This window comes from Sorangium sp. So ce119 (assembly GCF_051524405.1).
GTDB lineage: Bacteria > Myxococcota_A > Polyangia > Polyangiales > Polyangiaceae > Sorangium > Sorangium cellulosum_G.
The window spans coordinates 626887-651878 of sequence record NZ_CP150310.1 but is presented as its reverse complement, the minus strand read 5'-3'; the positions used below and the strand labels follow the sequence as shown (position 1 = coordinate 651878).

The 24992-nt window shown below is 72.3% G+C and carries 19 protein-coding genes; 13 read left to right on the top strand and 6 right to left on the bottom strand.

Annotated features, from left to right (window positions below; translation table 11 throughout):
• Positions 1 to 690, top strand: coding sequence for a bifunctional phosphoribosyl-AMP cyclohydrolase/phosphoribosyl-ATP diphosphatase HisIE (gene hisIE, locus WME76_RS02680; protein ID WP_437958660.1), 690 nt, complete (start codon positions 1 to 3; stop codon positions 688 to 690).
• A 19-nt stretch (positions 691 to 709) separates the two neighbouring features.
• Here hisIE and WME76_RS02675 read toward each other — a convergent pair whose 3' ends face one another.
• Complete coding sequence (locus tag WME76_RS02675) at positions 710 to 1084, bottom strand: hypothetical protein (RefSeq protein ID WP_437958659.1); 375 nt, start codon at positions 1082 to 1084, stop codon at positions 710 to 712.
• Positions 1085 to 1448: 364 nt separating this feature from the next.
• Here WME76_RS02675 and WME76_RS02670 point away from each other — a divergent pair, with 364 nt between their 5' ends.
• The 6 genes from WME76_RS02670 (at position 1449) to WME76_RS02645 (ending at position 7885) form a co-directional block, all read left to right on the top strand.
• A complete protein-coding gene (locus WME76_RS02670; RefSeq protein WP_437958658.1) occupies positions 1449 to 2240 on the top strand; it encodes a hypothetical protein in 792 nt (263 codons plus the stop codon).
• Positions 2241 to 2333: 93 nt separating this feature from the next.
• Positions 2334 to 3896, top strand: a complete 1563-nt coding sequence (locus WME76_RS02665; RefSeq protein WP_437958657.1) for a BamA/TamA family outer membrane protein — start codon at positions 2334 to 2336, stop codon at positions 3894 to 3896.
• Between the two features lie 125 nt (positions 3897 to 4021).
• Positions 4022 to 4753 (top strand): hypothetical protein, encoded by a 732-nt coding sequence (locus WME76_RS02660; RefSeq protein WP_437958656.1) that lies wholly within the window; start codon positions 4022 to 4024, stop codon positions 4751 to 4753.
• A gap of 100 nt (positions 4754 to 4853) precedes the next feature.
• Positions 4854 to 5477: a precorrin-2 dehydrogenase/sirohydrochlorin ferrochelatase family protein gene (locus WME76_RS02655; protein WP_437958655.1), complete on the top strand. Its 624-nt coding sequence runs from the start codon at positions 4854 to 4856 to the stop codon at positions 5475 to 5477.
• A gap of 160 nt (positions 5478 to 5637) precedes the next feature.
• Positions 5638 to 6909 carry a PEGA domain-containing protein gene (locus WME76_RS02650; protein ID WP_437958654.1) on the top strand — a complete coding sequence of 424 codons (1272 nt, stop codon included), beginning with the start codon at positions 5638 to 5640 and terminating at the stop codon, positions 6907 to 6909.
• 10 nt (positions 6910 to 6919) lie between these two features.
• Positions 6920 to 7885 carry a hypothetical protein gene (locus WME76_RS02645; protein ID WP_437958653.1) on the top strand — a complete coding sequence of 322 codons (966 nt, stop codon included), beginning with the start codon at positions 6920 to 6922 and terminating at the stop codon, positions 7883 to 7885.
• Between the two features lie 106 nt (positions 7886 to 7991).
• Here WME76_RS02645 and hflX read toward each other — a convergent pair whose 3' ends face one another.
• Positions 7992 to 9866: a GTPase HflX gene (hflX, locus tag WME76_RS02640; protein WP_437958652.1), complete on the bottom strand. Its 1875-nt coding sequence runs from the start codon at positions 9864 to 9866 to the stop codon at positions 7992 to 7994.
• A gap of 269 nt (positions 9867 to 10135) precedes the next feature.
• Here hflX and WME76_RS02635 point away from each other — a divergent pair, with 269 nt between their 5' ends.
• The 6 genes from WME76_RS02635 to thiL all read left to right on the top strand — a co-directional run bounded on the left by WME76_RS02635 (position 10136) and on the right by thiL (position 17346).
• Positions 10136 to 11143, top strand: a complete 1008-nt coding sequence (locus WME76_RS02635) for a homoserine kinase (protein ID WP_437958651.1) — start codon at positions 10136 to 10138, stop codon at positions 11141 to 11143.
• A gap of 153 nt (positions 11144 to 11296) precedes the next feature.
• Positions 11297 to 12190, top strand: a complete 894-nt coding sequence (locus tag WME76_RS02630) for a M48 family metallopeptidase (RefSeq protein ID WP_061619741.1) — start codon at positions 11297 to 11299, stop codon at positions 12188 to 12190.
• 49 nt (positions 12191 to 12239) lie between these two features.
• Positions 12240 to 14057, top strand: coding sequence for a dynamin family protein (locus WME76_RS02625; protein WP_437958650.1), 1818 nt, complete (start codon positions 12240 to 12242; stop codon positions 14055 to 14057).
• Positions 14058 to 14168: 111 nt separating this feature from the next.
• A complete protein-coding gene (locus WME76_RS02620) occupies positions 14169 to 14873 on the top strand; it encodes a GTP-binding protein (protein ID WP_433933012.1) in 705 nt (234 codons plus the stop codon).
• Positions 14870 to 16360, top strand: a complete 1491-nt coding sequence (locus WME76_RS02615; RefSeq protein WP_437958649.1) for a sensor histidine kinase — start codon at positions 14870 to 14872, stop codon at positions 16358 to 16360. The genes WME76_RS02620 and WME76_RS02615 overlap by 4 nt, the downstream gene beginning before the upstream one ends.
• The gene (gene thiL, locus WME76_RS02610; RefSeq protein WP_437958648.1) at positions 16357 to 17346 is read left to right on the top strand and encodes a thiamine-phosphate kinase; all 990 of its coding nucleotides are present in this window, start codon (positions 16357 to 16359) and stop codon (positions 17344 to 17346) included. Before WME76_RS02615 ends, thiL begins: the two co-directional genes overlap by 4 nt.
• 126 nt (positions 17347 to 17472) lie before the next feature.
• Here thiL and WME76_RS02605 read toward each other — a convergent pair whose 3' ends face one another.
• From WME76_RS02605 to sppA, 4 genes are all read right to left on the bottom strand, one after another.
• Positions 17473 to 18261, bottom strand: coding sequence for a hypothetical protein (locus tag WME76_RS02605; protein ID WP_437958647.1), 789 nt, complete (start codon positions 18259 to 18261; stop codon positions 17473 to 17475).
• Between the two features lie 46 nt (positions 18262 to 18307).
• Positions 18308 to 18820 carry a hypothetical protein gene (locus WME76_RS02600; RefSeq protein ID WP_437958646.1) on the bottom strand — a complete coding sequence of 171 codons (513 nt, stop codon included), beginning with the start codon at positions 18818 to 18820 and terminating at the stop codon, positions 18308 to 18310.
• Between the two features lie 430 nt (positions 18821 to 19250).
• On the bottom strand, positions 19251 to 22667 hold the full coding sequence (locus tag WME76_RS02595) for a vitamin B12-dependent ribonucleotide reductase (protein ID WP_437958645.1): 3417 nt from the start codon (positions 22665 to 22667) through the stop codon (positions 19251 to 19253).
• Between the two features lie 485 nt (positions 22668 to 23152).
• A complete protein-coding gene (sppA, locus tag WME76_RS02590) occupies positions 23153 to 24928 on the bottom strand; it encodes a signal peptide peptidase SppA (protein ID WP_437958644.1) in 1776 nt (591 codons plus the stop codon).
• Between the last annotated feature and the right edge of the window lie 64 nt (positions 24929 to 24992).

Genomic DNA, 24992 nt, shown 5'->3' with positions numbered 1-24992 from the left:
GTGAAGATCGCATTCGGAGAGGGCAAGCTCATACCGGCCGTCGTGCAGGATCGGCTCACAGGACAGGTCCGGATGCTCGCGTACATGACGCGGGAGTCGCTCGCCCGGACGCTGGAGACGGGGCGCGCGACCTTCTTCAGCCGATCGCGCGGCGAGCTCTGGGAGAAGGGGGCGACGAGCGGCAACACGCTGGCGGTGACGAGCGTCCACGCCGACTGCGATGGGGACGCGCTCCTGATCCTCGCCGAGCCCCGCGGCCCGACATGCCACACGGGGAGCTCGAGCTGCTTCTTCCGGCAGGTCGACGCCCGCGGCGACGACGAGCCGGAGGCCGCCGACGAGGGGCAGGACGCGACCGCGCTGCTCGAGGCGCTCGAGCGGGAGATCGAGGCGCGCAAGGCGTCCTCGGCGACGAAGAGCTACACCCGGAAGCTGCTCGACGGCGGCGCGCCGCTCATCGGCGCGAAGCTCCGCGAGGAGGCCGGCGAGCTCGCGCAGGCGATCGCCGGGGAGACCGACGAACGCGTGGCGTCCGAGGCGGCCGATGTGATCTACCACCTCCTGGTCGGCCTCGCGTCGCGCGGCGTCCCGCTGCGCGCGGTCCTCTCGGCGCTCGCGTCGCGCATGGGCACGAGCGGCCTCGTCGAGAAGGCGCAGCGCGCGCAGAAGCGAACGTCGGAGGACCCGTGACCGGCCGCGCACCGCCGCGTCAGCGCGTCGGCTCGTGCTCCGCGCACCGCTGGAAACAGTCGATGAGCCGCCGAGAGCTGTCGGACCGCACCTCGTCACAGCTCGCGTCGGCATAGCAGGCGACCCTGCACCGCGATGCGCCCTCGCACGCGTTGGCTTCGAGCTCCGTGCCCCGACACTCCCAGTGCCTCTGCACGCCCCGCTCGCACAGGGGGCCGAGCACAGGCACCCTGACGCCGCACACGGCCAGCGCCTGCTGCTCGCGCTCGCAGCTCGTGGGCTCGGCGGCGTCCCTGTCCGCCGCGCATTCCAAGCCCGCGCTGACGCAACGCGCGAGGCCGTCCGCCGCCTCTGGGCAGCCCCTCCGCTCGGCGCTCTGGACGGTGTCATCCATGCTGTCCAGGCACTCTTCGTACTCAGCGGCGCTGCATTCCCAGCAGTCGCAGAGCCCATCGCAGACCGAGGAGGTTGAGTCCCTGCAGCCGGGGCTGCCGATCAGGAGGCCCCCGATCGCCGTGGCGCCGGCGAGAGCGAGGCCACCGACGGCGATGCTTCTCACACGCCGAGGGTATCGACCGTGCGCAGCTGGCGCAATCCGTCCGCTGCCGTCCGACAGGCCGCGAGCCGCAAGCCGGCCGCATGGTGCTCACCGCGCGCCTGGACGGAGCGCTTCCGCGGCCGCCGCGACGCTGCGCGCTGTGCGGCGACGGTCGCGCCGGCGTGCTTCGCGCCGGCGAGGGATGGGCTATCCTGGATGCGTGAGCCCGTTCCGTGAGCCGCCCGGCATCGAGCTCGGCCCGCTGGAGGTCGGCCTCGGGCGCGCGGCGCGGCGAGCCATGGTGGGCCTCATCCCGAGCGGCGGCCGGCTGATCGCGCCCGACAGCTACGCGCGGATCCTCCAGGGCGAAGGCGAGCCGTGGCGCGGCCGGTCGCATGCGGCGGGCGCGCTCGGCTCGCTGGGGCTCTTGCTGGTCGCCGGCTGCGCCTTCGTCGCGGCGACCGGCGGCTGGGAGCTGCGCGGCGCCGGCGCCACCGCCGCGACGGTGGCGCTCGTCATCGCCGGAGGGCTCTCGCTGGCCGCGGTGCTGCACGCCGTCGACGCGCCGCGCGCGCGGCTCACCGTGCGCGGCGCCGTGGTCGGCAGGGCCGCGCGGCGCGCGCTCCGCAGGGCATTGCGCCTCGCGCGTCACGCGGCGCGCGCGCCGGATCAGTTCGGCCCGCGCCGCGTCGCCGCGCTACGCAGGACGCTGACCATGCTCGCGGATCCGCTCATCGCCGACTGGATCCCCGCGGACGTGCGCGGACGCGCGGAGCTCCTCCTCGCCCGCGCCATCGCCGCGAGCGTCGGCGCGCGCTGGACGCGCGACGCCAGCGTCCGGACCGAGGTCCAGGGGCTGCTGCTCGCAGCGGCCGATCACCTGGTCGAGCCGACGCCAGCCCGGCTGGACCTGCGCGCGCTGACGGAGCACACGGACGCCGCGCGCGCGGTCGAGCCCGACGCGGCGGACCCCTGCGGCGAGGGGATCGATCATGCTACGGTGCGCCGCTGAGATCTCCGGAGGCTCTGGCGGTCTCGCGGAGATCCGGCGGCTCCTCGTCGATCCCGGAGTCCCTCACGCGCCCCGGCCATCCCCCTGCCCCCCGTGCTCAGCCGCGCACTCCTCGCGCTCTGTAGCGCGCTGCTCGTAGGGTCGTGCCCAGGGCGCGCCTTCGGGCAACGCGCCGGGACCGCCGCCGGCGCTGCGCCCCCGGCGGCGGCGCAGCAACCTCACGCGGCCGCGCGCCTCCACGCGACCGGGCTGTCCGCCGGCGCGGCCCTCCAGGCGAGGCATCGTGTCCGGTACGTCCTCGATGGGGTCGAGATCCGCGGGAACGCGCGGACCGCCGCGCGCGTGCTCCTCCGCTACGTCAGGTTCCGCGCGGGGGACGTGCTCGACGTCGAGGATCCGGAGATCGAGCTCACCCGTTATCGCCTCCTCGGGACCGGGTTCTTCGCCTCGGTCGGGCTCTCGCTCCGCAAAGGGGTCGAGCGCGGCAGCGCGACGCTCGTGATCGACGTGGTCGAGCGCAACACGTTCGTCGTCCAGGACCTCTGGCTGGGCATCGCGGCCGACGAGGACACGGCCGGCAACGCGCGGCCGCTCTCCGCGTTCACGGGCGTGCAGGTCGCCGAGACCAACCTCGCCGGCACCGGCATCACGCTCGGCGCCGGCGTCGGGCTCGCCGCGGACCAGCTCGCGCTGAGGACCCGCTTCGTCGACCCCGCGTTCGTGGGGACCCGCTGGTCGGCCGCGGTGACCTTGCTCTACAACGACGCCCGCGACTTCTTCGGCAACCGGGACGTCTCGTTCGAGTCCCCGCTGCTCGAACAGCGCGAAGTCACGGGCTACGCCGTCGTCGCCTACAAGCGGTTCGGCGCGACGCTCGGCACGGGTCACGACGTCTCGTCGTCCTCGCAGCTCTCGCTCGACTACCACCTGGAGCAGATCGACGCGACCGTGCCCACGGTCGCGTCGCACATGCGCGGCGACAGCCGCGAGCCCATCGATTTCGACATCCTGGGCGGCAGGACGGTGCTCTCGTCGCTGCGCGCCGCGATCGACCATGACACGCGCGACGCGCCCTTCCTGACGACGCAGGGCACGCTCGCCTCCGTCGCGGTCACGGTGGGGGTGCCGCCGCTCGGCAGCGATTACGGCTACCAGAAGTTCGAGTTCGGCGCGCAGCGGTGGTTCCGCCTGCCGCTGCGGCACGTGCTCCGCGTCGAGGCGTTCGCCGGCGCTGTCGCGGGGGACGCGCCGTTCTTCGAGAAGTTCTATGTCGGCGACCTCACCGACCTCTTGCCGGACCGGCTGCTCGACCTCGCTCCGGATCGGCGGCAGCCGCCGAACTTCCTCAGCACGGACATCATCGAGGTCCGGTACGGCGACTTCGCCGCGAAGATCGAGGCGGAGTACCGCATCCCGGTCTATGCCGGACGCGGCTCCATCTACGGCGTCGATCTCTTCGCCGCCGCGGGAGTGTACGGGCTCGCGACCCGCCGCGAGTTCACCGACGCGCCGACCGGGTACGAGGGCTTCTCCCGCGTGCCCGTGGACATCACCTACAACCTCGGTCTGCGGGTCGACACGGCGGTCGGCGGCGTGACGCTCGCCTTCTCGAACCTGCTCGGGATGATCCCGGCGCGGCGCGGTGAGCGGAAATGACCTGCTCGGACGCCGGCCGCGGGCCGAGACGCGCGGCGCGCGGCGCGCGGCGCGCGGCGGAAATCCGGCGGCGCGCGCGGCGAGCGCTCGCGGCGCTCAGATGGCGCGCGGCGCGGTGGATCGAGGTGGCGCTGCTCGCGGCGCTCTGCCTCGGCGCGCGCCGGTCCCTGGCCCAGGAGCGGCCCGGCGCGGCGGAGGGCCGGCAGCCGTCGAAGGAGATCGCGGACGCCGACGCGCAGCAGGCGCTCGGCGCGCCGGCCGCGCTGCCCACGCGGGCGGCGAGCCTGACGCTCGACCGGACGATCGTGCAGCTCACCGTGAGCTTCCGCGACGTCGTCGACGGCGAGATCTCGAAGAAGCTGCTCAGCGGGCTCCCCACCGTCATCACGATGCGCGGCTACCTCTTCCACGAGAGCGGGGGCACCCCTCTGGCGCTCGCCGCCAAGAGCTGCCGCGTCGTCTATGATCTCTGGGACGAGGTGTTCCGGATCCAGCTCATCCAGGCGGGAGGCCAGTCGAGCACGGTCGCGGTCAATGTCGAGGGCGTGCTCCGCAACTGCGCCGAGGCCCGGAGGCTGCCTCTCGCGGAGCGCTCCCTGCTCCGTGACGGCAGCCGCTATTTCGTCGCCGTCCTCGTCGAGGTGAACCCGATGAGCGCCGAGATGCTCGACCGCATCAAGCGCTGGGTCACCCGCCCGCCCGGCTCCACCGCGATCGGCCCGGGCGACTCGCTGTTCGGCTCCTTCGTCGGCCTGTTCGTGACCCGCATCGGGAACGCCGACCGGAAGCTCGCATTTCGAACGCAGCCGTTCCTTCCCCCGACCCCCCCGCCGCCCCAGAGCCCGCCCAGCCGTTGACCCGCTCGCGGCGCGGACGGGCAGCGAGCTCGCCGCGGTCCTCCGCCTCCCCCGCCGGGCGTCGTGCCGGTCGACGAGCGCTGCGCGGACGCTCGCGTTCGTGTCTACTCCCTTCATGCGCCTCTTCCCCATCGCGCTCGATCTCAACGGCCGGCGGGCCCTCGTCATCGGCGGCGACGGCGAGGCGCCGTACACCGTGGAGCGGCTCCTCGCCGCCGGCGCCCGCGTCTCGGTCATCGCCCCAGGGCAGGTAGACGGGGCGATCGAGCGAGCCAGCCGGGAGGGGCTGCTCGAGCTGCACCGGCGCGCGTACGTCGACGACGATCTCGCCGGCGCGGCGATCGTGTTCCTCGCCCCGGGCGACGACGCGCTCTCGCGGCGCCTCCATCGCGAGCTCACGGACGCCGGGCGCCTCGTCTGCACGCTCGACCGTCCGGAGGTATCGAATTTCGTCAATCCCTCGGTCGTCGCTGCCCCCGGACTGACCATGAGCTTCAGCAGCCATGGCGTCAGCCCGGGAACGATACGGCGCATCCGGGAGGACCTCAGCGCGCTGTTCTCGGATCCTCGGTTCACGCGCTACATCGAGGCGCTCCGGCGGCTCCGCGAGAGCCTCCCTCGGGGCGCCGAGCGGACCGCGCGCATGCGCAAGGCGACCCTGGGCTTTGGCGTCGAGGCGAGGCTTCGCTTCCCTTCATGGCTGGAGCGAGGCGACGAGCCTTGATGTCCTGAGGCGCCGCGGGCGAACCTGGCGCCACGCGCGCCACGAACCGTCAATTCGAGGGCGCGCGCGACCAAACGAACGCGAAAACCCTTGTGTAAAGCGGCCTTCAAGGCTTAAGTGGGCGCCCACGCGACACTATCCGCGGAGGAGGGCTTACGGTATGCGTTCACGATCGGGCCGGCTGACGATGTTGACCTCGGCGGCGATGGTCTCTGGGCTCCTGACGCTGACGAACGTCAGCCCGGCATCCGCGCAGACGGATGCCAAGCCGGCGGCGCCGCCGGCGGCCAAGCCGGCCGCGCAGGCGCCCGCCGGGGCCGCGCCGACGATGGCCCCGGCAAAGCCCGCCGCCCCCGCGGCGCAGGCGGCCCCCACCGCGCCCGCGGCGCCCGCGACCGGGACGACGCCGCCCGCGGCCGGCACGCCCGCGGCCGCGGCCCCGGGGAAGGCCGCGGAGCCCGCGGCCACGGTGACCACCACGAAGCCGAAGAAGCCGCTGACCGAGAAGCAGAAGAAGGACGAGGCGAAGAAGCTCTACAAGGAGGCCGAGACCAGGTTCGACAAGGGCGAGTACGCCGTCGCGGCCGACCTCTATCGCCAGGCCGACGAGCACGTCCCCGGCGCCGCGCCGAAGTACAAGCTCGCGCTCTCGCTCGACAAGCAGGGGCTCGCGGCCGAGGCGGTCGCGGCGTGGCAGTCGTTCCTCGACTCGAAGCCGGACGCCGAGAAGTTCAAGGACAAGATCACCGAGGCGCAGGGGCGCATCGAGGCGCTGAAGAAGACGCCGGCGAAGGTTCGCGTGGCGACCACGCCGGAGACGCCGCAGGGCCTCAAGGTCGCGATCGACGGCGTGGCGCAGACGGGCACGGAGCTCTCCGTGCCGCCCGGCAAGCACACGCTGACCGTCTCGGCCGAGGGGTTCGCGGACGCGAGCCAGGAGATCGAGGTCAGCTTCGCCGAGACGCGCGACGTCAGCGTCACGCTGACGCCGCAGGCGCCGCCGCCGGTCGCCGCGACGCCGGCGCAGCCCCCGGCCCCGCCGCCGGCCACCACCCCGCCGCCGGCCCAGCCGCCGCCGCCCGCAGCGCCCGTCGAGCCGCGCTCCCCGGTGCCGGCCTACGTCACGCTCGGCCTCGCCGGCGCTGGCGTCGTGGTCGGGACGATCTTCGGCATCCAGGCGCTCAGCGCGAAGAGCGACTTCGACAAGGATCCGACGACGAAGACGGCGGACCGCGTCGACCGCAACGCGCTCATCGCGGACATGTCCTTCGCCGTGGCGCTCACGTTCGGCGTCACCGGGGCGGTCCTGCTCCTCAGCGACGACACGTCGGCCGAGACGAAGACCGCGGCTTCGAGCATGAAGAAGAAGGCGTTCGTCGCTCCGTTCGTCAGCCCGACCGGCGGCGGCGCCGCTGCGCGGTTTACCTTCTAAGGGGACTACTATGTGGAAGAACCAGCACCTTCTCGCGATAGCGCTCTGCGCCGGCACGATCTCGATTCTCGGGATGGGCTGCGAGCTCATCGCCACGGTCGATCGTTCGCGCATCCCGGGGGACGAAGGCGTCACCGATCCCTGTGCTGACGGCACGAAGAACGGCGAGGAGACCGACGTCGACTGCGGCGGCCCCACCTGCCCGCAGTGCGCGGCGGCCAAGGCGTGCGCGGAGGCGGACGACTGTACGAGCGGCTTCTGCGCGGACAGCGTCTGCTGCGACACCGCCTGCGACGAGGACTGCGACTCCTGTGCCGCGGAGCTCAAGGAGTCGGGCGACGAGAGCGGCACGTGCGGCCCCACCAAGGCCGAGGCGGCGTGCGGCGAGGCGACGTGCTCCGACGGCGTCGAGACGGGCCGCGGCACCTGCGACGGGACGAGCGTGGAGTGCGAGCCCGGCGAGGAGAAGGACTGCGAGACGTTCGCCTGCGATCCGGAGGAGAACGCGTGCTTCACCAAGTGCACGGAGGACGCGCACTGCACGCTCTGTCATGTCTGCGGTGAGGAGGGCGAGTGCGTGCTGGCCGAGGCGGGCACGACGGGCCGGGGCTGCGAGGCGGACCAGGCGTGCGACGCCGCGGGCGCGTGCAAGGCCGCGAACGGTCAGGAGTGCACGGAAGCGGAGACGTGCGGAAGCGGTAGCTGCGTCGACGGCGTCTGCTGCGACACCGGGTGCGACTCGGCGTGCCAGGCCTGCAACATCGAGGGCTCGGAGGGCACGTGCTCGAACGTCGCGGCCGGCGGCGAGGACGGGACGGACTGCAGCGGCGCCAACGTCTGCAACGGCGAGGGCGCCTGCGGGCTGGCGCCTACCGAGGACTGCACCACGGACGAGCAGTGCGCGAGCGGGAACTGCCTCAACTCTCCCGGCGGCACGTTCGTCTGCGCCGACTTCCCGGCGGAGGAGGAGCCCTGAGCTCCCCCTGAGCGCCCGCCGGGCTCCGCAGGGAGCCCGGCGGAGCGCTGTCCATCATGTGAGCTGAACCGGGCAAACCGGGCTCGGCACCGAGCCCGGCCGACGCTCACGCCCCGAACGTCCCCCTCACCCGCGAGCCGACACCTTCGGCGCTGGAACCCGAAGGCGGACCGAGCACCGTCATCGACTCGGCCTCGCCGTCGAACAATCCGCCGTCATCCAGCTCGCCGTCCGCAACCTCCACCTCGTAGGCGGGCACCGTCGCGGCCTCTTCCCAGCGGCTCTTCAGCCGATCCGCCAGCTTCGCGAGCAGCTCCCGCGTCGTCTCCCTGTCGGTCGCGGACAGGAGCACCGCGTCGGGGTGCCCGAGGAGCAGCCGCCGCCCCTCCTCCGGCGCGATGAGGTCCGCCTTGTTGAACACGAGGATGCGGGGGATGCCGATGAGGTCGAGCTCGGTCAGCAGCGCCTCGGTCGTCTCGATGTGCTGGTCGCGCGCGGGATCGCTCGCGTCCACGACGTGGAGCAGGAGGTCGGCGTCGGCGGCCTCCTCGAACGTCGCCCGGAAGGCGGCGAACAGGTCCTTCGGGAGCTCGCGGATGAAGCCGACGGTGTCGGTGATGACCACCTCGCGCTCCTCGGGGAAGCGCAGCCGACGCGAGCGCGTGTCGAGCGTCGCGAACAGCTTGTTCTCCGCGAGCACGTCGGCGCCGGTCAGCGTGTTCAGCAGCGTGCTCTTGCCGGCGTTCGTGTAGCCCACGATCGAGACGACCGGCACGCCGAGCCGGGCGCGGCGGCGGCGGCGCTGCTCGCGCTGCCTGGAGAGCCGCTTGAGCTGCCCCTCCAGGAAGGAGACGCGCTCCTTCGCGCGGCGTCGCCCGATCTCGAGCTTCGTCTCGCCAGGACCGCGCCCGCCGATGCCGCCGGTCAGGCGTGACAGCGAGTCGTCCTTCTGCCCGAGCCGAGGGAGCGTGTACTTGAGCTGGGCCAGCTCGACCTGGAGCTTGCCGTCCGACGACTCGGCCCGCTGGGCGAAGATGTCGAGGATGAGCTGCGTCCGGTCGAGCACCTTGAGGTCGGTGTGCTTCGCGATCGCCGACGCCTGCGACGGGGTGAGATCCCGGTCGAAGACGAGCGTCTCCGCGTCGAGCTCCGAGGCCCGCAGCACGACCTCATCCAGCTTGCCCCTGCCGAGCACGAGCCGCGGGTCGATGCGGTCGCGGAGCTGGAGGACCGTGTCCGCGACGTCGACGCCCGCGGTCCCGGCGAGCTCGGTCAGCTCGCGCAGGCTCTCCTCGGCCCGCGCGAGCGCGCCCACCTTGGATTTCTCGGCGACGTGGACGAGGATCGCCCGGCCGTCCTTGGCCGCGACCGACCGGGTGCGCGAGCGCTTCGTGAACTCGTCCTCGAGCGCCTGGATGAGCGCGCCGAAATCGACGTCGACGCGGCCGATCGCGACGGGGCCCACGGTCCGGTACGGCAGCTCCGCCTGCCGGCGGCCGTCGCCGTCGCCGTCGCCCGCGGCGCCCTCCACGGTGACCGTGACCTCGTCCTTCCCGTGGACCGGCACGTTGTACGCGTACTGGATCGTACGCGGCTCGCCCTGCGGGGTGAGCTGCACGGCCGCGACCAGGTCGAGCCGGAGGCGGACGAGGTCGACGAGGTCGTCTCGCGTGAGCGGCTCGTTGAAGAGGTGCGTGTGGACGAGCCGGAGCGCCCTGAAGCGCCCCTGCGCGGCGCGGAGGCGCCCGATGTCCGGCAGCATCAGCCGGGTCGCGTCGCCGACGACGACGTAGTCGATCTCGCCTGAGCGGTGGACGAGCGCGCCGACCTGGCGCCCTGTCTCATGCGACGCCTCGGCGAGCGCCTTGATGAGCTCGGGCGTGGCGATGGTGGCGAGCGGGACCTTGCGGCGGTAGATGCGCTCGAGGGTCTTGGTGGCTAGGGGGCTGAGTCCGGTGGTGTTTCCGTAGAGTGTGGGCATTCGATAGCGGAAGGGTATGTTGCTCCCACTCATTCATAATGCACCCGGGTCCGGTCCGCGAGCAGGGCCCCTGCAGATCGTGGCGCGGAGCCTCCATTTTCTCGCTGCGCGTCGCCGTCTCCCATCCGTCTCGCATCCGTTTGCCGCCGTTTCCCCCAACCCTCCTCACCTGCTCGGCGCGCCCCAGATTGCCGGCGGTCGCCCGTGTTCCCTGGTAGCCACCAACTTCCTGTGGAGGCTCCGCGCGCGTCGAGGCTACCCTGCGCGCGATGGCTATCCTGACCCCGCTCTCGCTCGCGGATGCCCGCCGCATCGGCGCGCTCTACGGCCTGGAGATCGCCGACGTGCGCGGCCTCCTCGCCGGGAGCGTGAACTCCAACTTCGCGCTGACGCTCGCCGACGGCCGCGGTCAGGTGTTCCTGCGCGTGTACGAGGAGCAGCAGCTCGCCGCGGCCTCCCGCGAAGCGCGCATGCTGGAGCACCTCGCGGCCGGAGGCGTCGCCACGCCGCAGCCGCTCCGGCGCCGGGACACGGCGCCCGGGTCGGAGGGCGCCGCGTTCATCGCAGAGCACGCTGGGAAGCCCGTCGCGCTGTTCCCGTGGGTCGCCGGCGATTCGCTGTGCCAGGCGCGCGTCACGCCGGACGCGACCCGTCGCGTCGGCTCGGCGCTGGCGCGGGTGCACCTCGTCGGCGCCTCGTTCGAGGGAGCGAGCGCGAGCCGGTTCGACCTCGACGGCCTCGACCAGCGGCTCCGAGGTCTGCGCGCGCACGCGGGCGGCGCGCCTGCCCTCCCGCCCGAGGTCGCTGCAGCCGTGGAAGAGCTCACCGGCCGGCTCGAACGGATCCGCGCCGCCACGCCGCGGACGCCCGGGCCCGAGACGCTGATCCACGGCGATCTCTTCCGCGACAACGTGCTCTGGCACGGCGGCGAGATCTCCGCCCTGCTCGACTTCGAGAGCGCCTCGCGCGGGAGCGCCGCGTTCGACCTCGCCGTCACGATGCTCGCGTGGTGCTTCGGCGACGACCTCGACCCCGCGCTCGCGGCCGCGCTCGCCGCCGGCTACACGTCGGTGCGGCCGCTCTCCGCCGAGGAGCGCGGCCGGCTCTTCCACGAGAGCCTGGTGGCCGCGCTGCGCTTCTCGATCACGCGGATCACCGACTTCGAGCTCCGCCCCAAGGGCAGCGGCGTCTACAAGGACTTCCGGCGCTTCCTCGCGCGGCAGCGGACGCTCGAGCGCCTCGGCCCGGAGGGGTTGCTCGCGCTCCTCGGCCTCTGAGGCGCGCCTGATGCGCCGCGCCTGATGCGCGTCCGCTCCGCCTCGACTCGAGTTCGGGTGGGAGCGAACGTCGGCCCGTGATTTTGCGTTAAGTTCGCGGCGCCGGTCGAGGGTGGCGTTGCGCGGCCGCTGCCCGACCGTTACCTTCGCCGGATGGCACAGGTCGGATCGCTCGATTTCAAGGGCTTCATCGAGAGACGGAAAGGCCAGCGCGCGGGCGGCGGCGATGGCGCTGGCAACGCGTATGCCTACGTGTCCGATAAGAACACGCGGCTCGCGTTCGAGAAGATGCGTCCGGTCGAGCTCGCCGTGACCGCCGCGGTCAGGCTGTTCAAGACGGTCGGCAAGAACGAGCTCCTCGGCCACGCCGTCAAGGTCGGGCCCGCGCAGTTCCCCCGCGTCCACAACCTCGCGGTCCACTGCGCCGAGACGCTCGGGATCGCGACCCCGACGATCTACATCGTCAACAGCCCCACCCTCAACGCCGCGACCTACGGCACGAACGACGACTCGTTCATCATGGTGCACTCGGCGCTCGTGGACCATTTCACCGACGACGAGCTGCTCAGCGTCATCGGCCACGAGTGCGGCCACATCCACAACAGCCACGTCGTCTACCTGACCGCGATGCACTACCTGACGCGGATGGCGTCGGTGTTCGTGAAGTGGATCGTCGGCCCGGCGATGCTCGCGCTCTCCGGCTGGTCGCGCCGCGCCGAGGTCACCTGCGACCGCGCCGGGCTCCTCTGCGCGAAGAGCCTCGACGTCTCGACGCGCGCGCTCACCAAGCTCGCGCTCGGATCGACCAAGCTCTACGAGGAGCTGAACCTCGAGGCGTTCATCGCCCAGCACGACGAGGGCAAGGGCGGGATCGGCAGGTTCGCCGAGTTCACGGCGAGCCACCCGTGGCTGCCGAAGCGCGTCCTGGCGCTCCGGGCCTTCGCCGAGAGCGATCTCTACAAGCGCCACGCCGGGCTCGGCTCGGGCGGCCTCTCCATGGAGGAGGTCGACGAGAAGGTGCACGAAGTCATCAAGATCTGGGGCTGAGGGGCACCCTTCTCACCAGCTCCCCGACCAAGGCCGAGGTCCAACGCACATGCTCGAATCCTTCCACAGCCGCAAAGACGACGTGACCGGGGCGCTCCGGGATCTCGTGGTGTTCGCCGAGTCCCTCGGCGCCAGGAGCGTCGCCACGCGCATCACGAACGATCTCGTGAAGAAGCTCGACGCCGACCGGTTCCACCTCGTCGTGGTCGGCGAGTTCAACCACGGCAAGACGACCTTCGTGAACGCCCTGCTCGGCGCCTCGATCCTCCCCGTCGGCGTGACGCCCACCACGGCGGTCATCCACCACCTCGAGTACGCGGCCGACCCGCGCGCCGAGGTGGTCTACGCGTCGGGCGAGCGCACGTCCCTGCCCTTCGAGGACGTGCGGGCGTTCACCGTCGGGGGCGAGCGCTCGTCGAGCGCCGGCGAGGTGCAGTTCCTCGAGGTCGGCTACCCGGCCGAGCTCCTGCGCGAGCGCGTGGTCCTCGTCGACACCCCCGGGGTGAACGACCTCTCGCTCCAGCGCGCCGACATCACCTACAGCTACATCCCGCGGTCGGACGCCGTGCTGTTCCTCATCGACGCCGGCCAGCCGCTCAAGGAGAGCGAGCGGGTCTTCCTCCAGGACAAGCTGCTCGGGCAGTCGCGCGACAAGATCCTCTTCGTCGTCACGAAGCGCGACATCTGGAGCCAGGACGAGGAGGTCGAGGCGCTCGCCTACATCCGGAGCGAGCTCGGCAAGCTCGTGAAGGGCCCGGTGGTCTTCCCGGTCTCGAGCGAGCGGGCGCTGGAGGGCGATCGGCCCGGCAGCGGGATGCCGGAGCTGCTCGATCACCTGACCCGGTTCCTCGCCGAGGAGCGCGGGCGCATCCTCCTCGACAACGCGCTCGGCGAGGGCCTCGAGGCCGCGCGCCTGCTCGTCAAGGGCGTCGACGCGCGGCGGCGGGCGACCGCGATGTCGCGCGACGAGCTCAGCCGCCGCATCGAGATGATCGAGAAGGATCTCGCCGGCCAGTCGCGCACGATCGAGGAGCGGCGCGCGGGCATCCGCGAGGAGGTGAGCGCCATCCGGGCGTGGGTGCGCCGCGACCTCGATCGCTTCGTCGACGACGTGCTCCGGCAGCTGCCGGCGATCATCGACGAGGCCAACACCGACGAGATCAAGGTCTACCTCGGCGCCTTCCTGGAGCGCACCTTCGCCGAGTGGGCGCAGGCCGAGACGAAGGAGATCGCCACGGCGCTCGAGACGCTCGCCGAGAAGACGATCGCGCTCGTCCGGGAGGACGCGCACGACGTGGCCAAGCGGGTCAGCGAGGCGCTCGGGGGCGACGTGAAGCCGCCGAACGTCGAGGTCGACACCTTCGGCTACGATGTCGGTGTCTTCGCGCTCTTCACGATCGGGCTCGGCGTGATGTTCACGAACGCCCTGCTCGGCGGGATCCTGGCGCTCGCCGCCCCGGTCCTGGCCGTCTACGTGAAGGAGAAGGTCGAGGCCGAGACGCGCAAGAAGGCGAAGGAGATGGCGCCCGTCGCGCTGCGCGAGGCGGCCGTCCGGATCGGGCCGAAGCTCGACGAGATGATCCAGGAGTTCGCGAGCCGGCTCGACGCGTGGGTGGTCACGGCCGGCCAGGAGCTGCACCGGGAGGTCATCGAGGTGCTCAAGGCGGCCCGCGAGGAGCGGGCGCGGGTCGAGCCGAGCAGCGAGACCCAGCTCAAGGCGTGCGACGCGCAGGCCGAGACGCTCCAGGGGCTGACGGCGCGCCTGGAGGGGCTCCGGAGCGCGCTCTGGACTGTCGAGAACGGCGAGAGCAAGCCGATCCCCCCGCCCGTCTCCAGCGTCCCCAACGCGCCCGGCGGCTCGGCCTGAGCGCCGCGCACGCCTCCTGACACAGGGGAGGAGACGGCGCCCGAGCCGGGCTCCTCGTCCGCGCCGCCGTGGCCGTATCCAATCGTCCGGCGCTCATGCGAGAATGCGGCCGTGCAGCTCGATTTCGCAGCCCGTGAAGTGACGATCAAGCTCGTCTATTACGGCCCCGCGCTCAGCGGCAAGACGACGAACCTCGTCTCGCTGCACGGCCTCGCCGGGTCGGACGCTCGCGGACGGCTGATGACGCTCGAGACGCAGGACGATCGCACGCTGTTCTTCGATCTCCTGCCGCTCACCTTCCGCGCGAAGGACGGCGACGTCTCGCTCCGCATCAAGCTGTTCACCGTGCCGGGGCAGCCGATGCACGCCGCCACGCGGCGGCTCGTGCTCCAGGGCGCTGACGGGGTCGCGCTGATCGCGGACTCGCAGACCTCCGAGACGCAGCGCAACGCCGAGGCGTTCTTCGATCTCCGCCAGAACCTGCGCGAGAACGGCCTCGATCTCGCGCGGATGCCGCTCGTCATCCAGTTCAACAAGCGCGACCTCCCCGACATCCGGAGCGACGAGGAGCTCGCGCGGCTCGCCACGCGCGGCAAGGAGCCGGTGTACCGGGCGATCGCGACCCGCGGCGTGGGCACGGTGGAGACGTTCATGGGGCTCCTCCACCTCACGTGGGAGACGCTGGATCAGACGCACCAGCTCTCGAAGCGCCTGTCGATCAGCGGCGAGGAGCTCCTGAACAGCGCGGCGCGCCAGCTCGGGGTGACGGGCTCGGTGAACGACCTCCTGGCGAGGCGAATGGGCGGCAGCCCATGAAGCCCGACGCCCACAAGGGGACGCCGGCGGACTTCGGCCTCGACGACGAGGATCTCCTCAACATGCCGAGCTCCGCGCCGGTCCCGTCGGCCCGCGTCGCGGACGCGCCCAGCTCCTCGAAGCGCGACGGGGCGCCGAGCGAGCCGGAGCCCTCGACGCTGCCGCCCCCTGCGGCCGCGCCGGTGGTCGATCTGGTCGGCATCGGCCCGCTCTCGCTCGAGGATCTCGTGGATCGCCAGGCCCTCGGCGAGATGACGGCGTCGTTCCACAAGCTGTTCGGGCTGCCGATCCGGATCCAGTCGACGGGCGGCGCGACGCTCGCGGAGTCCGGCGGTGAGCTCGCGGACGCGCCCTTCGCCGGCGCGCTCCACCAGGTGTTCCCGATCGAGTACGACGGCCGCACGATCGGCCGCTCGGTCCTCGGGCCGTACCTGCCGGAGGACGCCGATGCCGCGGCGCAGACCGGGGCGGCGGCGCAGGCCGAAGCTCCCCGCGCGGCGGAGGGGCTCCCGCGCGTGGCGCGGCTCCGGCCAGAGCGGCTCGGCGAGATCGCGGACCACCTCCGCTCCGTCCTCGACCTGATCCTGTTCAGCGGGCACAAGTCGCTGCTCACGTCGACGATGCACGTCGCGTCGATCCGCGAGAGCTTCCGCGAGCTCTCGCAGAAGAACGCCGAGCTGCAGCAGGCGTACGAGCGGCTGAAGGAGCTCGACCGGCTCAAGTCGAACTTCCTGGCCACGGTGTCGCACGAGCTCCGGACGCCGCTCACGTCGATCATGGGCTACAGCGAGATGCTCGCCGAGGGCATCGGCGGGCCGCTGACCGGTGAGCAGCGCGAGTTCATCGAGACGATCCGGTCGAAGAGCGAGCAGCTCCTCGGGCTCATCATGAGCCTCCTGGATCTCTCGAAGCTCGAGAGCGGCACGCTCATCGTGCACCGCAGCGAGGTGGCCGTCGGCCCGGTGCTCTTCGAGGCGGCGTCGACCATCGCGCCGGCGGCCGCGAAGAAGGGGGTCGAGCTCCGGATCCAGGCCGAGACCGATCTCCCGCCGGTGCTCGGGGACGGCGACAGGCTGCGGCAGGTGTTCATCAACCTCGTCGAGAACGCGGTGAAGTTCACCGAGCCGGGCGGCGAGGTGATGCTCGTCGCGCGCGCCGTGAGCGACGACATGGACGACCTGCCCGGGCTGGTGCTCGTCGCGCCGCTCCAGCAGGCGGTCGAGATCCGCGTCGTGGACACGGGCGTCGGCATCCCTCCAGGCGAGCGCTTGAAGGTGTTCGACCCGTTCTACCAGATCGATCAGAGCTCGACGCGGGAGCACGGCGGCACGGGCCTCGGTCTCTCGATCGTCAAGCGCCTGGTCGAGGCGCACAGCGGCACCGTGCGCATCGAGCCGAACGAGCCGCGCGGCACCGTGTTCGTGGTCAAGCTGCCCACGGTCGCGGGCTCGCCGGCGAACAGCGTCGTGCCGCCCATCTTCCAATGACCGCGCGCTCCGAGTGGAAGCGCATCGAGATGCTGCGCGCCGTGCTCGGGGCCGCGGCCGGCGAGCACGTGCTCTGCGGCATCGGCGACGACGCAGCGATCCTCGCGCCCGCGGCGCCGCCGGGCGGGGCGCTGGCCGGGGCCGCGGAGCCGCTCGTCTGGACGGTGGACAGCGCGGTCGAGGGCGTTCATTTCCGGCGCGATCTGATGAGCTTCGAGGATCTCGGCTACCGGGCGACGATGGCCGCGGCGAGCGATCTCGCGGCGATGGGGGCGCGCCCCGTCGGCCTGCTCGCCGCGCTGGTGCTGCCCCTCGACGTGAGCGACGACGAGCTCGGCGCCCTCGCCCGCGGCCAGCGCGCCGCGTGCGACGAGATCGGCACGGCGATCATCGGGGGGAACCTCTCCCGGGGCGGCGAGATCTCGATCACGACGACCGCGCTCGGCGTCGCGGCCACGCCGCTCCGGCGCGACGGCGCGCGGCCCGGGGACGCGCTCGCGCTGGCGGGCCCGGTCGGCCTCGCCGCGGCGGGCTTCGCGCTGCTCGACCGCGGCATGTCGCCGCCCGGCGCGGCGGCCGAGCGGGCGATCCGGGCGTTTCGCCGACCGGCTGCGCGCATCGACGCGGGCCTCCGCGCTTCCGCGGTCGCCCGTGCGGCGATCGACATCTCCGACGGCCTCGCCGCCGACCTGGCGCACCTCGCGCGCGCGAGCGGCGTGCGCGTGCTGCTCGATCCTGCGGCGCTCGTGAGCGCCGACCTGCGCGACGCCGCCGCATGGCTCGGCGCGGATGCGCTGGAGCTCGCGCTGCACGGCGGTGAGGACTACGCGGTCGCGGTCGCGGGCCCCGACGTCGGATCGCTCCCGGGCTTCGTGGCGATCGGCCGCTGCGCGCCGCTCGAGGAGGGCGCGAGCGACGTGGCGCTGCTCGGGCCGGAGGGGCAGGTGACGAGCGTCGCGGCGCGGGGGTACGACCACTTCGCCTGAAGGCGCGGGGAGGGCCTCGTGCGACCGCGCCTCGCGCCTCGGTCATCGCCTACGGACCCGGGCGACCGCGCCCGGCGCCCTGGCCTCGCGGTCGCGCAAGCACGACCTCGCGGCCCGCCGCGGCGCTCACCCGTCCTCGGGCGCGGGGCCCCTGCGCCTCCCCGGCGCGACGCTGGTGGGAGCCGCCGACGGCGCGTCGGCCTCGGTCAGCCCGGACCGGCGCGACGACGGGCGCACCTGGTTCGCCAGGTCTGCGTGGCCTGCCAGCCGGAAGAGCCCTCCCAGGAACGTCGCGATGCGGCCGAACCGCTCGTCGAACAGCGCGATGGCCGTGCTCTTGGCCATCCGCGTCGCCTCGGCCTCGCGCGCCTCGCGCGCCACGTCCTTCAAGTGGCTGAGGAGCGCGTCTCGCCGGCGCTCGATCCGGAGCACCGCGTCGTCGACGTCCCAGCGAACCCCGTCCCGGCGCGGCTTCGGCAGCTCCTTGCTGCTGAGCGCGCGCGTCACCTCGCCGGCGAAGCGCTCGAGCTGCACCGGATCGTGCGGCGTGGCCCCGGCGAAGCCGAGCTGCTCGGGCGCTGCAGCGCCGTACAGGCTGGTGAGCCAGTCGCGGAGGTCCGTGAGCTCGTCGTGGAGCTCGTGGGCGACCTCGTCGCGGCCCTCCCGCGGCGGTCCATCGTCGGCGAGCTCGTCCGCGAGGGCCTCATCGGCCGTCACCATCCGCTCGCGCGCATCGGCGAGGGCGCGGGTGACGAGGTGCGCGAGGAGAGCAATGTTCGGCATCTTCTCTCCCTTGTGGAGGTAGGGAGAGAGCAGCGCCTCGATCTCCGTGGCGACCCGGTCCGCGTGGGTCTCCCCCGCTGCGATGACCGAGCTGGCGCTCTTCTGACGATCGGTAACCCGCTTGGAGGGCATGGCAGGCTCCTGGGCGCGGCCTCCCGGCGCCGTTTGGCGTCGCGGCTCAGTTGCACTCGGCGGGCGGCGTGGTCCCGGTGAGGCTCGCTCGGATCTGGGTGAGCGCCTTGGCGCGCGGGGTCTTCCCGCTCTTCACGAGCTTCTCGATCCCGGCGCAGAGGTGGGATGCCGTCGCCGCCTTCGACTTGGCCTCCTCCGACTTCCCCGACTTGGTGGCGACCGCGTGGAGCGCCGTGCAGCACGCCTGGATGGAGGCACCTCCCCCGCGGCCCGCCGTCGTCCCCGTCGCCCCCGCCCCCACATTTGCATCTGCCGCTGCTGGTTCAGCAGACCCCGCAGCGGCGGGCTCCTGCGCCGCCGCGGGCTCCTGCGCCGCCGCGGGCTCCTGGGTCGCAACGGGCGTCGGGGTCGCGGTGGGCACGGGATCGGCGGCCACCGGCGCGACGGATGGCGTGGGCGCGGCGATCGTCTCCGGCTCTGCTTCTTCTTTCTGACAGGCGCCGGACAGGATGCCGCAGGAGAGAACGATGAAGGCAATGGACGAACGCGACCGGATCATGCGTCGTCTTTTACAGAGCTCCGCGAAGCACAGCCATCCGGCTGGCCCGGTACAAGCACGTCCGGACGTCCCCGCAGCACTCCCGCGCAGCACGAGGTCCCCTCTCCCACCGCCCGCGCTCACCGCTCCCCGCCCTGCCGCCCGCGATCCGCATCACCGCCTGCGGTCACCGCTCCCCGTTCCGCCGTCCGCGATCTCCCAGGCGATCGCCCCCCGCCCCCCTTTTCCCCCCGGGCTGGCGGGGGTGGCGGTGATGCGGGAGGGGCGGGCGGGGGTAGGGCCCCACGAATCCGAGCGCCGGCCCGCAGCGCAGCGACGCGCTTCAGTCCCGGCACCCCCGTTCACGAGGCACTAGCCGCCAAGAGGCGCGAGTTCGTGGGAGGGGCCCCCCGCCCGCCCCTCCCGCATCACCCCCACCCCCGCCCGTCGCCTAGCTGCATCCCATGCTGTTGCCGCAGTTGAGGCACTTGTAGCAGGCCCCGTTGCGCACGGTGATGTGCCCGCACCCGTCGCAGACCGGCGCGTCGCCCATCATGTCCTCGAGCTGCGCGTCGAGCGCGCTCGCCGCCCGCCCCCCGCCCTCGAGCAGCACGGCTGCCGGCGAGGCCTGCGAGAACGACGCCACGCCGCTCTCCTGGGCCCGCGACTCGACCGGGTCCTCCATGGCCGAGGTGACCGGCTGCACGTGGGCGAGGTCGTAGCGGTTCAGGTACTCGACCCCGAGCACGCGGAAGAGGTAGTCCACGATCGACGTCGAGAACTTCACGTAGTCGTGACCCTCGACGACGCCCTGCGGCTCGAACCGGGTGAAGGTGTACTGCTCGACGAACGTCTCGAGCGGCACGCCGTACTGGAGCCCGATCGACACCGCCATCGCGAAGCAGTTCATCATCGACCGGAACGCGGCCCCCTCCTTGTGGAGGTCGATGAAGATCTCGCCGAGCGTCCCGTCGTCGTACTCGCCGGTGCGGAGGTAGATCTTGTGCCCGCCGACGCGCGCCTCCTGCGTGAAGCCCTTGCGCTTCCTGGGCAGGCGGAACCGCTCCGGCGCCGCCGCCGAGGGCGAGCGCGGGCGCGGCTGGAGCGCGGCCGCCGCCTGGAGCACGGGCCCGGCGATCTCGGCCTTGTCCGCCTTGTCGGCCTTGCTCTTCGCGTCCTTGCTCTCGCTCGTGCTCGAGGTCGACGAGAGCGGCTGTGACGCCTTGCAGCCGTCGCGGTAGAGCGCGACCGCCTTGAGCCCGAGCCGCCACCCCTCCTCGTAGATCCGCTGCACCTCCTCGACCGTCGCGTCGTTCGGCAGGTTCACGGTCTTCGAGATGGCGCCGGACAGGAACGGCTGCGCCGCGGCCATCATCCGGACGTGCGACATCGGCGCGAGGTACCGCCGGCCCTTCTTGCCGCAGCGGTTGGCGCAGTCGAACACCGCGTAGTGCTCCTCGCGCAGGTGCGGCGCGCCCTCCACCGTCATGCGGCCGACGATCGTCTCGTTCGCCTCCTCGATCTCCGCGGGCGAGAAGCCGAGGTGCTGGAGCAGCGAGAACCCGAAGCGCGCCCGCGACTCCTTGGAGACGCCGAGCCGGTCGTACGCCTCCTCGCCGAGGATCCAGGGGCCGAAGGCGAGATCCAGATCGAACACGCCCGGGATGGCGGCCTCGACCTTCGCGAGGTCGTCGTTCGTGAGCCCCTTGGCCTTGAGCGACGCCCGGTTCACGTGCGGCGCCGCGAGGAGGGTGTTCGTGCCGGAGACGTAGGCGACGATCTCCTGCACCTCGGCCTCGGGGTAGCCGAGCCGCCGGAGCGCCTCGGGCACCGACTGGTTCACGATCTTGAAGTAGCCGCCGCCCGCGAGCTTCTTGAACTTCACGAGCGAGAAGTCGGGCTCGATGCCCGTCGTGTCGCAGTCCATCAGCAGGCCGATGGTGCCGGTGGGCGCGAGCACCGTCGCCTGGGCGTTGCGGTAGCCGTGCTCCTGCCCGAGCCGCACCGCCTCGTCCCAGTCGGCGCACGCCGCCCGCCAGAGCGACTCCGGGCAGCGGTCGCGGTCGATCGCGTACGCGGCGTCGCGGTGCATGCCCATCACCCGGAGCATCGGCTCGCGGTTCCGCGGGAAGCCGGCGAACGGCCCCTTCGCGGCGGCCATCTCGGCCGAGACCCGGTAGGCGTGGCCGCAGAGGATCGCGGTGAGCGCGCCGGCGACCGAGCGCCCCTGGTCGGAGTCGTACGGGATGCCCTGCAGCATGAGCAGGGTGCCCAGGTTGGCGTAGCCGAGCCCGAGCGGCCGGTAGTCGTGCGAGTTCTTCGCGATGTTCCGGGTCGGGTAGGCCGAGAAATCGACGAGGATCTCCTGCGCGACGAAGAACACCCGGACGGCGTGGCGGTAGCCCTCGATGTCGAACGAGCCGTCCTCGCGGAGGAACCGGGTGAGGTTCAGGCTCGACAGGTTGCAGGCCGAGTCGTCGAGGAACATGTACTCCGAGCACGGGTTCGAGGCGTTGATGCGCGCCGTGTTCGGGCAGGTGTGCCAGCGGTTGATCGTCGTGTCGTACTGCACGCCCGGATCGGCGCAGCCCCACGCCGCCTCGGCGATATGGCGCCAGAGGTCCTTCGCGCTCAGCGTGTCGACGACCTCGCCGGTCGTCCGGGAGCGCGTCTCCCACGACGCGCCCGTCGCCGCCGCGCGCATGAACTCGTCGCTCACGCGCACCGAGTTGTTCGAGTTCTGCCCGCTGACGGTGTGGTAGGCCTCACCGTTGAAGTCGGAGGGGTACCCCGAGGCGATGAGCGCCATCGCCTTCTTCTCCTCGCGGACCTTCCACTGGATGAAGTCGACGATCTCCGGGTGGTCCATGTCGAGGCAGACCATCTTGGCGGCGCGCCGCGTCGTCCCGCCGCTCTTGGTCGCGCCGGCCGCGCGGTCGAACACCTCGAGGAAGCTCATGAGCCCCGAGCTCGTCCCGCCGCCCGAGAGCTTCTCCTGCTTCCCGCGGATCGCGCTGAAGTTCGTCCCCGTGCCCGACCCGTACTTGAACAGCCGGGCCTCGCTCTTCACGAGGTCGTAGATGCTCATCAGGTCGTCCTGGACCGCCTGGATGAAGCACGCGGAGCACTGCGGCCGCTCGTAGGCGTTCCGGGTCTCGACGATCTCGTCGACCGCGCCCGCCCGCTGCGCCGCCGCGCCCGCCTTCACGGCGGCGCTCCCGTTCCCCGCGTCGGCCGACGCCTCGTTCCACGCGTAGTTACCGCCCGACCCCTCGATGCCGTAGCGGTGGTAGAGCCCGCAGTTGAACCAGACGGGCGAGTTGAACGCGCCGTACTGGTGGACGAGCAGGTACGAGAGCTCCGCCTCGAAGGTGTCGGCCTCCTTGGTCGAGGCGAAGTAGCCGCCGAAGTGCTCGCCCGCCTCGCGGATGGTGCGCGCGAGCCGGTGCACGACCTGGCGGACGCTCGTCTCGCCGAGCTCCTTCTTGCCGTGGATCCCTGCCTTGCGGAAGTACTTGGAGACGACGATGTCGGTCGCGAGCTGCGACCAGCCGGCGGGGATCTCGGCCCCTTCCATCTTGAAGACGACCGAGCCGTCGGGGTTGGTGATGACGCTCGAGCGGCGCTCCCAGGTGACCTCGTCGAGCGGGTCCGCGCCGCGCTGCGTGAACCGCCGCTCGAACGCGAGCCCGCGCGGCCGCGAGGCCCCCTTCTTCGCGGCCGTCTTCGCGGCCGCGCCGTTGGTCTGCGCCTTGGCAGCCCCCCCGGTCACCGGACGGGCCCCTCCTTCTTCCTTCGTCCGCGCCGTCATCTTGCCGTTCCCGGCGGGAAGCTTACCGCCGTCACCCACAACTGCCGACTGGGCCATTTCCAAGTCCTCCTGTGAGCCACCGCACCTGTCGGTGGCCCGGGTCCTACCGAAAGCACAAAGAGTTCCCTGGAGACGACGAGGCGCTCATCGCCTCGATCTCCCACGGGTCCTCGTCGCTTCTCCCCAACTACCTGCTCAAACGTTCCGTTTCCCGAGCAGTGAGCATAGTTTCAGGTGCCATGCCTGAAAGGCGTGCGCCGACATTCGGGAGCGCCTGACCGCCTGCTAGTCAAACCCGCGAAGGGTTCGTGCGTCAAGGAGAACCGCTACATCTTGGGATCCCGGGCCGAACAGGGCCCACATATGGGGTCCCGTCCGTCCGACCCACGTTTCGTAGCGTTCTCTGAGCAGCTCTGAACAAGTGCTACCCAACGGGCGCACAGATTGCTCACAGCTTTCCCCCGGTAAAATCCCCCGCCGCACGGAAAGCTATCCAACAATCCCCCACGCGCCCACCCCTCCCACAGCCGTCGCCCCTCGAGTCAGTCGAGCTCCGCCGCTTCCCCGCAGTACGCGAGCACCCGCTCCCCCTCGCAGTGGATCGCGAGCGCGACCTCCGCCGCCAGCCCCCGCAGCCCGACGAGCTCGAGCAGCGTCGGCACCGGCGCCGGCAGCAGCGGCGGCGGCGGGATGTACCGCGACGCCCGCACGATCGTCGGCTCGATGGCCGACGCCGTCGGCCCGATCATCTGGCGCAGCTCGTGGAGCGCCCGCTCGAACCCGCCGAGCATGTCGACGAGCCCGCGCGCCTGCGCCTCTGCGCCGCTGTAGACGCGCCCCTGCGCGAGCGGCTCGATCTCCTCGACCGGCCGCCTGCGACCGCGCGCGACGACGCGGAGGAACGTCCCGTAGATCGCGTCGAGCTCGCGCTCCATCACCGACCGCTCCCCCGCGTCGAGCCGGCGCGACGGCGAGAACAGATCGGCCCGCGCGCCGCGCTTCACGACGTCGGTCGAGACGCCGAGGCGCTCGAGCAGCGGGCCGAGCGCGAAGCGCGCCGAGACCACGCCGATGCTCCCCGTGATCGTCTGCGGCTGCGCCACGATCGCGTGCGCCGCCGCCGCCACGTAGTACCCGCCGCTCGCCGCCACGTTCGACATGCACGCCACGACCGGCTTCACCTCCGCGAGCCGCGTGACCTCGTGGTGGATCCTGTCCGACGCGAGCGCCGAGCCGCCCGGCGAGTCGATGTGGAGGATGACCCCCCGGATGCGCGGGTTCTGACGCGCCGCGCGCAGGCTCGCGACCAGCCGCTCCTCGCTCGCCAGCGAGGCGCCCCGGAAGTGGGCGCGGCTGACGATCGCGCCGTGCACCTCGACGACGCCGATGATCGGGCGCGGCCACATCGGCCGCAGCGAGAGCGCGCGCCGCGCGCCGAGGTAGCGCGACGCCGACACGAGGCGCGTCCTCGCAGGATGAGCGGCCGCGCGCGCCCCGCCGCCCGCGTCGCCCTGGGCGCGGCGCGGCGAGATCGTGCCGGGCAGCAGCCCCGTCGCGAGCATGTGCTCGAGCTCGTCCTCGTACGCGACAGCGTCGACGATGCCCCGCGCCACCGCCTGCTCCGCGCCGTAGGGGGCCTCGTCGATCCACCGCGCGGCCGTCTCGCGGTCGACGCGGCGCCCCTGCGCGAGCGACGCGATCAGATCGGCGAAGCGCGCGTCGAGCAGCGCGCCGACCTGCTCGCGCTGCGCCTCGCTCATCGCGTCGCGCACGAGCACCTCGCCGGCGTTCTTGTACATGCCCTTCGCGAACACCTCGGGCTCGACGCCGACCTGCTCCAGCGCGCGGCGCACGTAGCGCCCCTCCACCGCGAACCCGAGCGGCGACACCAGCGTCTCGGGCCCGACGACGACCGCCCGCGCCGCGGAGGCGAGCAGGAGCATCGTGTTGTCGGCCCCCATCGGCAGGTAGGCGACGATGTCCTTGCCCCCCGCCCGGATCTCGAGGAGCGCGTCCCGCAGCGAGGCGATCACCGCGGGCCCCGCGTGGACCGAGCGCATCCGGAGGAGCAGCCCCGCGGGGCGCGGGTCCTTCATCAGGTGCTTGCCCAGCTCCCGGACGCGCTCCACCGAGAGCGGCGCCCGCCGCCTCGGCCGCCACCAGAGGGCGAGCCGGACCCGCGGGGGCTGAAGATCGACCACGCGGCCGTCGATTTCGAGGACGACATACCCGCCCCGTGGTGCAGCAAACGCCCAGCGGAGCGCGCTGACCGGGAGCAGCAGCAGGCGGAGGAGATTGATGAGCAGGGCAGCGATCACCGGTGGCTCCTGGGGACGTTCAGAGGAGAGGCAGCGCCGCGCCCGCCGCCGAGCAGCGGCCAGG